Annotated in this window: 12 protein-coding genes, 3 pseudogenes and 1 riboswitch; of the genes and pseudogenes, 12 read left to right on the forward strand and 3 right to left on the reverse strand. The window is 61.1% G+C overall.

Annotated features, from left to right (window positions below; translation table 11 throughout):
* Positions 1 to 113: 113 nt before the first annotated feature.
* Positions 114 to 1,886, reverse strand: a complete 1,773-nt coding sequence (locus CKJ85_RS10060) for a BCCT family transporter (RefSeq protein ID WP_095554241.1) — start codon at positions 1,884 to 1,886, stop codon at positions 114 to 116.
* Between the two features lie 224 nt (positions 1,887 to 2,110).
* Between CKJ85_RS10060 and CKJ85_RS10065 the strand changes: the two genes are divergently transcribed.
* The 3 genes from CKJ85_RS10065 (at position 2,111) to thiC (ending at position 5,523) form a co-directional block, all read left to right on the forward strand.
* Positions 2,111 to 3,055 (forward strand): cation diffusion facilitator family transporter, encoded by a 945-nt coding sequence (locus CKJ85_RS10065; RefSeq protein WP_095554242.1) that lies wholly within the window; start codon positions 2,111 to 2,113, stop codon positions 3,053 to 3,055.
* Positions 3,056 to 3,072: 17 nt separating this feature from the next.
* Positions 3,073 to 3,576, forward strand: coding sequence for a hypothetical protein (locus CKJ85_RS10070; protein ID WP_095554243.1), 504 nt, complete (start codon positions 3,073 to 3,075; stop codon positions 3,574 to 3,576).
* A 64-nt stretch (positions 3,577 to 3,640) separates the two neighbouring features.
* A riboswitch (TPP riboswitch) is annotated at positions 3,641 to 3,753 on the forward strand.
* Positions 3,751 to 5,523, forward strand: a complete 1,773-nt coding sequence (thiC, locus tag CKJ85_RS10075) for a phosphomethylpyrimidine synthase ThiC (RefSeq protein ID WP_095546041.1) — start codon at positions 3,751 to 3,753, stop codon at positions 5,521 to 5,523. (Overlaps the previous riboswitch by 3 nt.)
* Here thiC and CKJ85_RS10080 read toward each other — a convergent pair.
* Positions 5,520 to 6,941: a cytosine permease gene (locus CKJ85_RS10080; RefSeq protein ID WP_095554244.1), complete on the reverse strand. Its 1,422-nt coding sequence runs from the start codon at positions 6,939 to 6,941 to the stop codon at positions 5,520 to 5,522. The two genes, thiC and CKJ85_RS10080, sit on opposite strands and share 4 nt — an antisense overlap.
* Before the next feature lie 70 nt (positions 6,942 to 7,011).
* Positions 7,012 to 7,173 (reverse strand): hypothetical protein, encoded by a 162-nt coding sequence (locus tag CKJ85_RS12035; RefSeq protein ID WP_158221641.1) that lies wholly within the window; start codon positions 7,171 to 7,173, stop codon positions 7,012 to 7,014.
* Between the two features lie 193 nt (positions 7,174 to 7,366).
* Between CKJ85_RS12035 and CKJ85_RS12265 the strand changes: the two are divergent.
* From CKJ85_RS12265 to CKJ85_RS10125, 9 genes and pseudogenes are all read left to right on the forward strand, one after another.
* Positions 7,367 to 7,556, forward strand: a pseudogene (locus CKJ85_RS12265) (hypothetical protein); the annotation flags it as partial.
* Between the two features lie 36 nt (positions 7,557 to 7,592).
* Complete coding sequence (locus CKJ85_RS10090) at positions 7,593 to 8,618, forward strand: alpha/beta fold hydrolase (protein WP_158221642.1); 1,026 nt, start codon at positions 7,593 to 7,595, stop codon at positions 8,616 to 8,618.
* A gap of 491 nt (positions 8,619 to 9,109) precedes the next feature.
* Positions 9,110 to 10,294 carry an Nramp family divalent metal transporter gene (locus CKJ85_RS10100; RefSeq protein ID WP_011272788.1) on the forward strand — a complete coding sequence of 395 codons (1,185 nt, stop codon included), beginning with the start codon at positions 9,110 to 9,112 and terminating at the stop codon, positions 10,292 to 10,294.
* Between the two features lie 20 nt (positions 10,295 to 10,314).
* A complete protein-coding gene (locus tag CKJ85_RS10105) occupies positions 10,315 to 10,704 on the forward strand; it encodes an NUDIX domain-containing protein (RefSeq protein WP_005292595.1) in 390 nt (129 codons plus the stop codon).
* A gap of 62 nt (positions 10,705 to 10,766) precedes the next feature.
* Positions 10,767 to 11,342 carry a TetR/AcrR family transcriptional regulator gene (locus tag CKJ85_RS10110; RefSeq protein WP_005292598.1) on the forward strand — a complete coding sequence of 192 codons (576 nt, stop codon included), beginning with the start codon at positions 10,767 to 10,769 and terminating at the stop codon, positions 11,340 to 11,342.
* Positions 11,339 to 11,701: a DoxX family protein gene (locus CKJ85_RS10115; protein WP_005292602.1), complete on the forward strand. Its 363-nt coding sequence runs from the start codon at positions 11,339 to 11,341 to the stop codon at positions 11,699 to 11,701. Before CKJ85_RS10110 ends, CKJ85_RS10115 begins: the two co-directional genes overlap by 4 nt.
* A gap of 88 nt (positions 11,702 to 11,789) precedes the next feature.
* On the forward strand, positions 11,790 to 12,032 hold the full coding sequence (locus CKJ85_RS10120; protein WP_005292604.1) for a CopG family transcriptional regulator: 243 nt from the start codon (positions 11,790 to 11,792) through the stop codon (positions 12,030 to 12,032).
* Between the two features lie 381 nt (positions 12,033 to 12,413).
* Positions 12,414 to 12,623: pseudogene (locus tag CKJ85_RS12270) on the forward strand (helix-turn-helix domain-containing protein); the annotation flags it as partial.
* Positions 12,624 to 12,642: 19 nt separating this feature from the next.
* Positions 12,643 to 13,862: pseudogene (locus CKJ85_RS10125) on the forward strand (IS30-like element IS1513 family transposase).
* Positions 13,863 to 13,917: the final 55 nt, after the last annotated feature.

Below are 13,917 nucleotides of genomic sequence, written 5' to 3' on the forward strand. Positions count from 1 at the left end.
CATATGTTCGAATGCGCGGCGGGACCCAAACTCCTGTTCCCCACTCACGACACGAAAAAGGCTGAGAAAACTACGCATTGCGCAGTTTTCTCAGCCTTCGGCGCCGATCGCGCCTACTTCGGGTCTTGCTGCTCCACCCAGTTGACCTTGGAACCGGCCTTCGGCTCGCCGTCGCCGGAGACCTGCACATCCTCGCCGAGGATGAGGGAGTCCTCGAGGCGCCAGGTCCCCTCCTCCGCGTCGTACTCAAACTCGGGCCGGTCGACGGGGTTGCCCTCGGAGTCGTAGCCCGGCGCGGGCTTGTTCTCGCCCTCCTCCAGCTTCTCCGCGGTGTCGGTCTTCTCCCACTGGCGGGAGCGGTAGCGGCGGGCGGCTGCGGAGTCGTCCGTCATCGCCTTGACCAGCGACCACATCATGATGAAGTACGTAATGAAGAACGGGAAGGCGATGATGATCACCACCTCCTGGAGGGCTTGGATGCCGGAGTCATTGATAAACAGCAGCGCGCCGGTCACCAGGCCGACGGCGATAACCCAGCCAACCCGGTAGAACACCGGGGACTTGTTCTCCTCGCCGGTGGCAAACATGTCCACCACCAGCGCGGCGGAGTCCATGGAGGTGACAAAGTACATCACGATGACAAACAGGGCGACCGCGCCGGTCACCGCGTACAGCGGGTACTCCGCCAGCAGCGAGAACAGGGCGCGCGGCGTGTCGCCGTCCTCCACCACGGGTTTGGTCAGCACGCCCGGGTCCTCGGCCTCCATCTCCATCGCGGCGCGGCCGAAGATGGAGAACCAGATCAGGTCGAACACCGTCGGCAGCAGGATGGTGCCGCCGATGAACTCGCGGACGGTGCGGCCGCGCGAGATGCGCGCGAAGAACATGCCCACGAACGGGGACCAGCAGATCGTCCAGGCCCAGTAGAACGCCGTCCAGGTGGCGTGCCAGCCCGGGTTGTCGTTGTAGGAGTCCACCCAGAACATCAGCTCGGGCAGCGAGTTGCCGTAGATGCCAAAGGACTCCGTGATCTGCCCCATCAGCGCCAGCGTCGGGCCGGAGACAAGCACGAAGAGCATGAGGAAGATCGTCGCGCCGATGTTCACGTTGGACAGGATCTTCACGCCCTTGTCCAGGCCGGTGGCCACGGAAAGGCACGCCGCGATGGTGATGAACAGGATGATGCCCAGCTGCACCGGCGTAATGAGCGGCACGCCCCACAGAATGTTCAGGCCCGCGGAGATCTGCAGGACACCAAGGCCCACAGAGACACCGAGGCCGAAGATGGTACCGATGATCCCCAGGGCGTCGAGAAGCTTGCCCGGCGTCTCGTACACCCGACCGCCGAGCAGCGGAGCGAACATCGACGACATGCGCGCCGGCATCTTGCGCTTGTACACGAAGTACCCGATGGCCAGGCCGGGCAGGGTGAAGATCACCCACATGTGGATGCCAAAGTGGTAGTACGTGAACTCGAAGGCCTGCACGATCGCCTCGCGGCTCATTGGTTCCATATCGCCGCGCGGCGGGTTGTACGCGTGGTTCAGCGGCTCCGCGGCGCCCCAGAACATGAGCGTTGCGCCCATGCCGGCGGCGAAGAGCATGGCGAACCAGACTGGGTAGCTGTATTCGGGCTCGTCTTCGTCGTCGCCAAGCCGCATGTTGCCAAAGCGGGAGACGAAAATAACGATGAGGAAGATGAACACTGCGGAGATACCGCCGATGTACATCCAGGAGAAATTGTCCATTAGGAACCCGGAGATCGAGCTGTAAAGCTGGCGGGCGCGATCACCGAACGCCAGCGTCGCCGCCACGAAGACGACGATGAAGCCGAGCGATGCCCCGAAGATCACCGGATCAGTTTGAAGGCCGCGCTTGCGTGCCATGGTGTTTTCCAATCGTTGGGAATTCAAAACGGTGACTATTGTAGGGCACTTGCTTATCGACGCCCTGCTACACTCTCTCTCCGTTGAAGGGGAGTAGCCCGCAATCGGTTGTTCGACATACTGGCGCACGCGCCCGGGCAACCGGCTCCGGTTTGGAGTGAGCGAGACCTTCGGACCGTTGCACGCACGGCGCCGAAGCGCCCCAATTGTGGGAGGACACTCGCATGCCTGAATTGCCCCCTTCACTCCAAAAAGAGCAAAAGATCCTGGAACGCTTCATGTGGCTTTCCATCGCTGTATCAATCCTCACCATTGCGTTAAAAATGATCGCAGCCTGGGTCACCGGCTCCGTCGGCTTCATGTCGGACGCAATCGAGACCGTGATCAACTTCGTGGCCGCCGTCGTCGGCCTCTGGGCGCTCAAGCTGTCCGCGAAGCCGGCGGACGCGAACCACAACTTCGGACACTCCAAGGCTGAATATTTTTCCGCCCAGGTGGAGGGCTCGCTCATCCTCGTCGCGGCCGTGGCCATCATCTACACCGGCGTAGAACGGCTCATCTCCCCGCAGCCGGTGGAGCAGCTCGGCGTGGGATTACTGTTCTCCGTCATCGCCGCCGTGCTCAACGCCGCCGCCGGGTACGCGCTCGTCCGCGGCGGGAAGCGCTACCGCTCGGCGACCCTGGAGGCGGACGGGAAACACCTGCTCACGGACGTGTGGACCACCGTGGGCGTGATTGTCGGCATGGCGCTCGTGGCGCTGACCGGCTGGCAGGTCCTCGACCCGATCGTCGCGCTGCTGGTTGGCGCAAACATCCTCCTCACTGGCTACAAGCTCCTGCGCAGCGCCATCCTGAGCCTGCTCTCGGAGGCCCTGCCGGAAGAGGAGCTGGCCAAGGTCAGTCGTTTCCTAGACACGTTTGCCGAGGACAACGGGGTTGCGTTTACCTCAGTGCGCACCGCTGCGTTTGGTCGCGAGCGGCTCATTAGCCTGGTCATGCAGGTGCCGGGCGAGTGGACGGTGTCGTACGCGCACGCCCACGCCGACGAGATCGAAGCCGGCATGGCCAACGCACTGGGCTCCGCAGAAACGATCGTGCACGTCGAGCCGCTCGGCTACACCACGCGCACCGGGCCGCTTTGGTCCAAGTCGCTAGAAAGCCCGCGATAATCGATACACTTGCACCCATGCTCGCCGTGATTCTGGTTGCAGAAGTATTGTTTTGGATTTGTCTACTGTCAGGACTCCTCGCACGGTACAAGCTGCACATGCCGAAAGTCGGGTTGGCGCTCCTGTTCACGACCCCCATCATTGATCTCGGCTTGCTGGCCTACGCTTTCTACGACCTTTCCGCCACCCACCAAGCCGGTTTCTTCCACGGGTTCGCCGCGTTTTACGTCGCGTTTTCCCTCGTCTTCGGCCTCGACACCATCCAGGCTGCGGACCACAAGTTCAGGGGAACATCGGAACTCCACCGCGAAGGTTTCGCCAGAAGCACCGCCAGCAACGTGGTTCGCTGCGGTATCGCGGCGGCGCTGACGGCAACACTCCTGGTCGGGCTCATGTTGGTCACCGGAACGGCAGGCAGCTTCTGGCTGATGTACTGGGTCGTGGCCACCTTGTTCACTCCCCTCGAATGGTGGCTCATCGATCGGCGGCTGCAGAAGCGCAGGAACCAGGCAAATCCTTAGCCTCAGCCGGAAAGTGAGCTCCCCCAATGGCAGCACACGCCTGTTAGCCGCTACACTCGATGACGCAATCCCACACGGGCGCCCCAAGGTAGGGGCTGAGATCGCGCTACATGCCGCGCGGGCACCGTCCGAACCTGTCCGGTTAGCACCGGCGAAGGAAGTTGAAGGAGTGTCATGACTGACGCCTACGCTCAAGAAATCCACCGCAAGCACAGCTACGCACCGCTGCGTAAGAACGGACTCGAGGTCCCCGAGACCGCGGTCCAGTTGGATGACTCCCCCACCGGCCCGAACGAGCCCGTGAAGCTCTACCGCACCCGCGGCCCATGGGCGGAGCCGGAAGAGGGCCTGCCCGCGCTGCGCAGCGAGTGGATCGCCGCCCGCGGCGACGTTGCGGAGTACGAGGGACGCCAGCGCAATTTGCTTGACGACGGCACCCGTGCCGCCAAGCGCGGCGCCGCCTCCGAGGAGTGGCGCGGAGCCCGCCGCGCGCCGCTGCGCGCCACGGAAGGCAAGCGCGTGACCCAGATGGCGTACGCCCGCCGCGGGGAAATCACCCCGGAGATGGAGTTCGTGGCGCTGCGCGAGCACTGCGACGTGGAAAAGGTGCGCGAGCAGGTCGCCGCGGGCAAGGCGATCATCCCGAACAATGTAAACCACCCGGAGAGCGAGCCGATGATCATCGGCAACGCCTTCCTCACCAAGATAAACGCCAACATTGGCAACTCCGCGGTCACCTCGTCCATCCGCGAGGAGGTGGACAAGCTGCGCTGGGCCACCCGCTGGGGTGCCGACACCGTGATGGACCTGTCCACGGGCAACGACATCCACACCACCCGCGAGTGGATCCTGCGCAACTCCCCCGTCCCGATCGGCACCGTCCCGATCTACCAGGCACTGGAGAAGGTCAATGGCGTGGCCGAGGACCTGACCTGGGAGATCTTCCGCGACACGGTCATCGAGCAGTGCGAGCAGGGCGTGGACTACATGACCATCCACGCCGGCGTGCGCCTCCCCTTCGTGCCGCTGACCTCGAAGCGCGTGACCGGCATCGTTTCCCGCGGCGGGTCGATCATGGCCGGCTGGTGCCTGGCGCACCACAAGGAGAGCTTCCTGTACGAGAACTTCGACGAGCTCTGCGAGATCTTCGCTCAGTACGACGTCGCCTTCTCGCTTGGCGACGGCCTGCGCCCCGGTTCCATCGCCGACGCCAACGACGCCGCCCAGTTCGCCGAGCTCAAGACCATCGGCGAGCTGTGCAAGCGCGCCTGGGACTTTGATGTCCAGGTCATGATCGAGGGCCCGGGCCACGTGCCCCTGAACAAGATCCAGCTCAACAACGAGAAGGAAGAAGAGTGGTGCGGCGGCGCCCCCTTCTACACGCTTGGCCCCCTGGTCACCGACATCGCGCCCGGTTACGACCACATCACCTCCGCCATCGGCGCGGCAAACATCGCCGCCGGCGGCACCGCGATGCTCTGCTACGTCACCCCGAAGGAGCACCTCGGCCTGCCCAACAAGGACGACGTGAAGACCGGCGTGATCACCTACAAGGTCGCCGCGCACGCCGCCGACGTGGCAAAGGGCCACCCGGGCGCGAGCGACTGGGACGACGCGATGAGCAAGGCCCGCTTCGAGTTCCGCTGGGAGGACCAGTTCGCGCTCTCCCTGGACCCGGATACCGCGCAGGCCTACCACGACGAGACCCTGCCCGCCGAGCCCGCGAAGACCGCGCACTTCTGCTCCATGTGCGGCCCGAAGTTCTGCTCCATGCGCATCTCCCAAGACATCCGCGACGAATTCGGCGACAAGATCGACGCCGTCCTGGACGCTGACACGCAGCAGACCATCCAAAACCTCGGCATCCCGACGCTCGCGGTCGGCGAGGAGCAGATGGCGGAGAAGTTCCGCGAGGAAGGCTCCCAGGTCTACCTGCGCGCCGACTAACGCTCCTGCGCGCGCACTCGCCCGCGGCGCACCACCCACGCCGCGACCAGCGAGAACACCAGCGCCACAAGCACGCCCAGGTTCGCATCAGCCCACTGCTCCCCCACCAGGGGGAGCAGGTATCCCTGCCAGTTATTCCACGCCGCCTCCTCCGCGAACGCGTTGGCCACCAGCCCCCACCCCAGGATCGAAGCAATCGTCAGAATGCTTATCGACGCCACATCCACCCCGCCGTAACGCCCCGCTGGATCGTAGAGCGCGGCCTCGTCGTAGTCCTGCTTCCGGCTATAAATGTCCGCGATGAGGATGCCCGCCCAGCTCGCCAGCGGCACGCCCAGGGTAATGAGGAACGACTGGAACGGGCCGAGGAAGTCCTGGGCGAAGAAGACGACCCAAATCGTGCCGACGGTCAGGATCACGCCGTCGACCGCCGCGGCCGCCGGGCGCGGAATGTTGATGCCAAGCGTGAGCAGCGTTAGGCCCGACGAGTAGATGCCGAGCACCGCGCCGGACACGAGGGCCAGCACCGCCGTGATCAGGAACGGGACCAGCACCCAGGTCGGGAGGATGACGGCGAGTGCGCCGATGGGGTCCTGCGCGATGGCGTCGGCAAGCGATGCATCCGAGCCAGCAAGCAGGAGGCCGAAGACAATGAGCACCACCGTGGCAACCGAGCCGCCGAACGTGTTCCAGAAGATGATCGCGCCGTCGGAGGTGTCGCGGCGCTGGTAGCGCGACCAGTCTGCAGCGATGTTGATCCAGCCCAGGCCGAAGCCGGTCATCGCCATCACGAGCGCACCGACCACAGCGCTTGCCGGCCCTGCGGGAATAGCGCGGATGGCGTCCAGGTCGATGTGCGGGATGGCGAGCACCGCGTAGATGATGGTGACCGCGCCGGTGAGCCAAGTGAGCACGGACTGCATCCGAATGATGGTGTGGTAGCCGAGGACAGACGCCGCCACGATAAGGGCCGCGACGATGACGGTGGCGATGACGGTGACAGCCGTGCCCGGGTCCGCACCGAGCTGCCGCAGCACGGTGTTCGTAGCAAGCACCGCCATGATGGAAAGGAACGTCTCCCACCCGATGGAGGTGAGCCAGGAGATGATGCCGGGCACCTTCTGCCCGTGTACGCCGAACGCGGCACGCGAGAGGACCATCGTTGGCGCGGAGCCTCGCTTGCCCGCAACTGCGATAAGACCGCAGAGGAAAAACGAGAATGTCACCCCGACTGCGGTGACGAGAGCCGCCTGCCAGAACGAAATGCCGAACCACAGGATGAACGAGCCGTACGAGATACCGAAGACGGAGATGTTGGCCGCGAACCACGGCCAACACAGGTCAGACGGCTTTGCCGTGCGCTCGGATTCCGGGACGATGTCGATCCCGCGGGATTCTATAAGTGGTGTGCCTTCCATAGCAGCAGGTTAGCCCCTCGACTCCCAACCGTGGGCCGTTTCAACGACTTATATTCCACGCAGCGGCGGGCTAGGCCGCCTTTGGCTGCGGAGCGGGTTCCGGGGCGGGTTCGCGGACCAGCTTGCCGTTCGCGTCGTAGCTGTACTCATTACCGCCGTACTTGAGGTACACGACCGTGGCGATAATGAAGATGACAATCATGGCGATGTCTGCGTAGGTCTCGATGCTCATGGTCGTGCTCTTTTCGACTCGAAGTAGCTCGTGCGGCGGAAAAGTACTGGTCCTTTCCTACTCCCCAGCGTAGACCGGTTGTGAGGCTTTCCCCAGCGCACGGGGTGTTGGATATGTCTCACCGCGCAGCACAAAGCCCCCTCACCGGCATCACTGCTGGTGAAGGGCTAAAAAGTGGTAGCGGGGGCCGGCCCTATGGTTGATGATCTGCAACATCGAGGACAAGCGCGCCGCCCAGCGTGCGAAGAAGGCGAAACAGGCAACTGAGTGCAACGGCTATATTGAAGGGGCGAAAGCCAAGAGGGTGGAAACAAGCCATCAACCAACTAGCCGTGGCATACCCCATGTATTGGTGTTGTAATACAAATGTATTGGTAAGGTGATAGCTCATGGCCCTGGTCGGGAAAAGGGTCCTGAAGGTGGCGGGACTTATCGTGACGGCAATCGTTGCACTTGCGGCAGCCGGTGCTGGCGGTTGGGCATGGTATACAACCACGTATCACTCGCGTCTTGTGAGATCCCTGGAAAAGGCTGGCTATCAAGAGCACCGGATGAGCGTGGATCATGTGAAGCTCAATGTAGGGGTAAGCGAGCCAAGGGACGGTTCCCCTATTGTCCTTATCCATGGTCAAGCGAGCGGATGGCGCCAGTACGGTTACGCTTTACGTGACCTCAGCAAGGACCGCCAAGTCTATGCCATCGACGTTCCAGGGCATGGCAAGTCTGATCGCCTTGAATCTTATCGAGCGGTGGAGGTCGCAGACGTCCTATCTCGTTATATAGAGACAATTGGCCAACCCGTCGTATTAAGTGGGCATTCGTCTGGGGGTCAATTGGCCGCGTTGATTGCTGCGCGTCATCCAGAACTGGTTAGCTTCCTGGTGTTAGAAGATCCGCCGCTATTTGCCACAGAGCTGCCTGAGGCGCGCAATACGTGGAATTATCAGGACCTAGCTGTCAGCACTCATGAGTTCTTGTCTTCAGGAGAGACCGACTGGCAGGCTTATCAGTGGCGCAGCCAAAAAATGTGGCAATACTTTGGGGACTCTGCTCAGGGGTTCATCGGTGATGGACTCGCATATCACTCTCGGCATCCGGGCGCCCCGATAGCTCTGTGGACCATGCCTCCCGAGATGAATGAGGCACAGGTGTACATCATGGATTATGACCCAGCGTTTGGTGATGCCTTCTTTACGGGTCTCTGGAACGAAGGGTTTGATCAAGAAGCAACACTTGCGGCGATTCAAGCGCCAGTTACCTATATTCATTGTCAAGCGCGATACGACGGGGAAGTCCTTCAAGCTGCGGCCAGTGATGAGGACGCCGCCAGGGCCATGGATTCTCTTCCCGCCGGTGCCGTTAAAGTCGAGGCTGACTCGGGCCACAACTTCCATGTAGAAAAGCGCAAGGAGTTCGTAGAAATTCTGCTGGCCGGCGTAGGTTAATCCGCGTGCGCTTCTCCTGAGTTGGATCATTTTAGTGCGGAAGTCAGGGTTCGGTGATGGCGTGGACGAGGTTTTGCACTTCGGCTGGTAGTGGCGTGGCCGCGTGGATTGTTGTGTCTTCGACTCTGAGTTCAAAACTGCGATACTTTTTGAAAGTTCGCACGAGTCGTTTAATGCTTCGTCCGGTTGCTGATTCCATCATTCGACTTACTGCGAGTGTTGCCATGACGATATTGAGGTGCGCATTAATCGAGCCCTCGGTTCGGGCATAAATTGGTCGCGCCTTGAGATCGGATTTCGACATCCGATTGCCCGCGTGTTCGCTCGTGACTACCTGGAATAGCCATCCGGCTATTCCACCGCCGCAGACGTCCAAAAAGCCATTAGACATCCTGTCCAAAAAGTCGCTGGACTCCTTGTCCAAAAAGTCCCTAGACATGACAGATGAAAACTAGACTTCAAGTAGTTGAACTTTTGGTATGGAGATGCCTATGCGTAAGACCTTAATCAGCCTCACCGGCCCCGCCTTCGTTGCTGCAGTGGCTTACGTCGACCCCGGCAACGTAGCCGCCAACATCAGCGCCGGCTCCCACTACGGCTACCTCCTGGTGTGGGTACTCGTCGTGGCCAACCTCATGGCCATGTTCATCCAGTACCACTCCGCCAAACTGGGCCTAGTCACCCACCGCTCCCTGCCGGAAATCATGGGCGAGCGTCTCTCCCGCCGCGCGCGCCTAGGCATGTGGGCCCAGGCCGAGCTCATCGCCGCGGCCACCGACCTCGCCGAAGTCATCGGCGGCGCCATTGCCCTGCAACTCCTCTTCAACCTCCCCCTGTTCGCGGGCGCGCTCATCATCGGCGCGGTCTCCATCATTCTCCTCATCTTCCAGAAGAAGAACCAGTGGTTCGAGGGGCTTGTCATCGGCCTGCTCCTGGTCATCTGCATCGGCTTCCTTGCCGGCCTCGCCATCGCCCCGCCCGACCCCGCCGACGTGGCCGGCGGCCTCATCCCCCGCCTAGAGGGCAAGGACAGCATCCTGCTGGCCGCCTCCATGTTGGGCGCCACCGTCATGCCGCACGCCATTTACCTACACTCCTCCCTGACCAAGCAGCGCTACCCCGACCTGGAAATCCCCCACGTGCTGGCCGGCACCCGCGCGGACATCGCCGTGGCGCTGTCCATCGCCGGGCTCGTCAACGTGGGCCTGCTGGTCCTGGCGGGCTCGGCCCTCTACGGCGTGGACGGCACAGAGACCATCTCCGGGGCCCACACGGCGATTGCCAGCCACCTCGGCCCGCTGGCCGGCGTTCTCTTCGCCATCGGCCTGCTGGCCAGCGGCCTCGCCTCGACGTCAGTGGGCGCCTACGCCGGCTCCGAAATCATGGACGGCCTGCTTCACATCAAGGTCCCCCTACTAGTCCGCCGCCTGGTCACGCTCATCCCGGCGCTGGTCATCATCGGCTGCGGGGTCGACCCCACTATGGCACTGGTGGTCAGCCAGGCACTTCTTTCCCTGGGCATCCCCTTCGCCATCATCCCGCTTTTCCGCTATGCCGGCTCCCGGGACGTCATGGGTGAGTTCGCCGCGAAACCCTGGTCTATGGCCGTGGGCTGGACGCTTGCCGCGCTGGTCATCGCACTCAATCTCGCCCTCGTGCTCCTGCCGCTGCTCTAGGCCGCCTACAATCAGCAGCCATGATTGAAGTAGCAGCCGTCGTCATCCGCAACCCACAAGGCCACGTGCTTACCGTGCGCAAGAAGTCCTCCACCAAGTACCAACTGCCCGGCGGCAAGCCCGAGGCGGGCGAGGCGCTTGTCGACGCCGCCCTGCGCGAAGTTGCCGAAGAAGTAGGCCTCACCCTCGACGCCGAGAGCCTCAACAAACTCGGCACCTTCGACGCTCCCGCCGCCAACGAACCGGGCGAGGTCGTCGTCGGCACCATCTTCACCTACACCCGCACCGTCACCGCCGACGAACCCCATGCCGCCGCCGAAATCGGCGACACCGCCTGGGTCAACCCAGCAGCCCCCGACCGCGAGCTTGCACACCTGCTGCGCGACCGCGTCTTCCCCACGCTGGCCTAGCGCCAACTGTCAACACTTCGGCGTCATTGACCTCGAAACCATCAAGAGCTACCCTTTTGAACATGTTCACTGAACACGTTCACTCATCGCGCTCGGCCGCCAAAGCTGGCACCGTCAGCAAGGTCCTAGCCACCGCCTACGAACTCTTCCTCACTCAGGGCTACGCCACCACCAGCATCCGGACTATCGCATCCGAAGCTGGCGTTAGCGTGGGAACCGTCATGGGAGTCGGCGACAAACAAACGCTGCTCATCCGCACCATTGGCCAACACATTTCAGAACTCCACGATGACATCCGGGGACAATCCGATAGCCTTCTCGATGTCCTGAGACCTTTCCTCCAGATGTTTACCGGCCACGAAGAGCTCTCCCGCGCCTTTGGCGCAGCACTCATCCAACAAGGCAATCAAGGCGAAGCGCTCACCGCACTCAAAACGCTCCTGACCGATGAAATCACCCTGCGACTCGGCACCAGGCTCAGCAGCGCCGATGCGGCCGAGTACGCCGACCTGCTGTACAACGTCTACCTCGGCTTACTCATCGGCTGGGCCGCCGGAATCTACGACACCGAGCACCTCACATCCCAAGCCGCCTCATCGATCGAACGCCTCAACACCGCATTCGGAGTAACCCAATGATCCTAGAATCTTCCCCAGCCTGGCCCTCCCTTCTACTAGCAGCCATTCTGCTTGGCGACGCCGCCCTCTCCCTCAAACCAGTCCCCTTCATCGAAGCCTGCCTCAGCGGCGTCAAACTCCCCAAGGACTGGTGGTGGGCGCTCATTGTCATCAAGTGCCTCGCCGCCGTAGGACTCATTGCCGGCCTCTGGTTCCCCGGCGTAGGAATCACAGCCATGATTGGAGTCATCGCCTATTTCTGCGCGGCCGCAGCAGCCCATGTCCGCGCCCACTTCCTCGGTAGCGCATTCTGGATCAACTGCTTAGGCATGCTCGCATTCTCCATCGGAGTACTGATCCTGACGCTCGCACTGAATTAAGACACCAGTCAACCTTTCACGGCTTCCTGAAGGCAGATACATCATTGCACCTCTTGAATGATGACTTGATGCTTTCTACCCTAAAGGTATGCGCACGACGATAAACCTCCCGCCGAAACTCCTTGAAGAAACGAAGGTCCAAGCCAAAGCCAACAATGTCACTTTGAGCTCATACGTCGAAGAGGCGGTCCGCGCTGCCCTCAAGAAGGAAGCCCGCATCAGTACCGAAGACACCCCCGTTAACCTGCCCTCCTTCGATTGCGGCGGACCGGCTCTAGTTGATCTCAGCAACAAAGAAGCTGTGTGGGCGGTACTCGATGATCATTCCTGATGTCAACATTCTCGTTTATGCCTTCCACTCCGCTGCACCGCAACATAAACCCGCTCAACAATGGCTAAGTAGTGCTCTAAATCGGCATGAAACAATTGGACTCCTGGATGTTGTGGCAACGGGCGTGCTGTCAAGGGGTGAATGCGCCACTTCGACCGGGAGGTAGTTGTGACGCGTTGGACTCCGAAGGATGTTAAGGATGCTGCTGTTGAGCGCGTGGTGGCAGGCGAGGCAGTTAGCCTGGTCGCGCGTGATGTGGGTGTAGGCCCCGAATCGGTTTACGGTTGGTTGAGGGTAAGAGGTGTCGAACCTCCAGGCAGGCGTGCGAGTCGTTTGCGTGATCCGTTTGTCCGTGAGGCTGTTGGGTTGGTGCGTGCAGGTATGTCGATCAGTCAAGCAGCACAGACTGTTGGAATATCGACTGGCTTGCTTCACAGCAGGTTAAAGAAAGCTGGTGTAATCGAAGTGCGGCCTAGACGCGCCCACTTGTCACCTGATGAACGTGCCCAGGCCGTGGAGCGAGTGCTTGCTGGTGAGAGCTGTCAGACAGTGGCTGATGCTATCGGTGTGCATCCTTCTACCGTGTATGGGTGGATAAGGAAGCAGCGGTATGCGAAGTTACGCCGGCAGCGACATCGTCGAACGCCTGATGAGGCGGTGGTGTCTTTGCCAGATACAGGCAAGAAGCTGGGTAAAGATTCTGTTATGCCAGCACCGATGAAAACTCAAGCCGTTGATGGATTTCCTAGCGGCGTATTCGACAAACACGCCTTAGTAGGGCGTGGTCGCAGGCTTACTGTTGAAGACCGTGTTGCTATTGAAGCGGGATGTCGTGTCGGTGATTCGGCACGAGCCATCGCGCAGAAAATAAATAGGCACCACAGTGTCGTCGCTCGTGAAATCACCCGTAATGGTTGGAAGATCGTCGATGAGGACGGCACAGAGCAGCTGCGGTATAACGCCCACAACGCTGCTGTTTCTACTGCTGGTCGGATGGTGCGGCCAAAACTACGCAAGCTCGATGAAAGCCCAACGCTTCGGGGTGTAGTAGTCGATTGCCTTGCCCGCAGGTGGTCACCTGGGCGCATTAGTGCATGGCTTGAGCATGCTTTCAGCGATGATGAAAGCATGCGTATTTCCCACGAAGCGATCTACAGTGCCTTATACATTCAAGGCAAAGGCAGCCTGCGAGCCGAGCTTGAAGAAGTCATGAAGACTAAAGACGTACTTATCCGCGGCGGCTCAACACGCAAGCGTCGTGCCCGAAACGCTGGCGTGTTAACCGGTCGCCCTTGGATCAAAGGTGCTGAGATCACCCACCGCAGCCCGGAAGCTGATGACAGGGCTATTCCCGGGCACTGGGAGGGCGACCTTGTTATTGGTAAAGGTGGCAAAAGCGCGCTGATTACCCTAGTAGAGCGCACCAGCCGTTACACCCTGCTTGGACACCTTCCCGATGAGCACAGTTCACACACCGTGGTCGCAACCCTGCAGGACATGGTCAAAGACCTCAACACCGAGCAGCTAAAGACCATCACATGGGACCAAGGCGCAGAAATGGCTGTCACAGCACAAGTCCAGATTAAAGACGGCTGCCAGGTGTTTTTCTGTGAACCGCACTCACCGTGGCAGAGACCAACCAACGAGAACACCAACGGCGAGATCAGGCGCAGGTTCTACAAAAAGGGCACCGACTTTGCCACCGTCACACCCGAACATGTCGCGTGGGTGCAAAATGAGCTCAACGAAACACCCCGACAAATCCTCGGCGGCGCAACCCCACGTGAAATACTTAACGAACTATTCAAGCGTGGCGCATCCACCGCTTGATTCCGCCCAGCGTAGCGGTTAACCGCTACGCTTCTTTTATGCTCTTCCTATGCCC

The sequence above is a fragment of the Corynebacterium sp. NML 150383 genome (assembly GCF_002285085.1).
Taxonomy (GTDB): Bacteria; Actinomycetota; Actinomycetes; order Mycobacteriales; family Mycobacteriaceae; genus Corynebacterium; species Corynebacterium gottingense.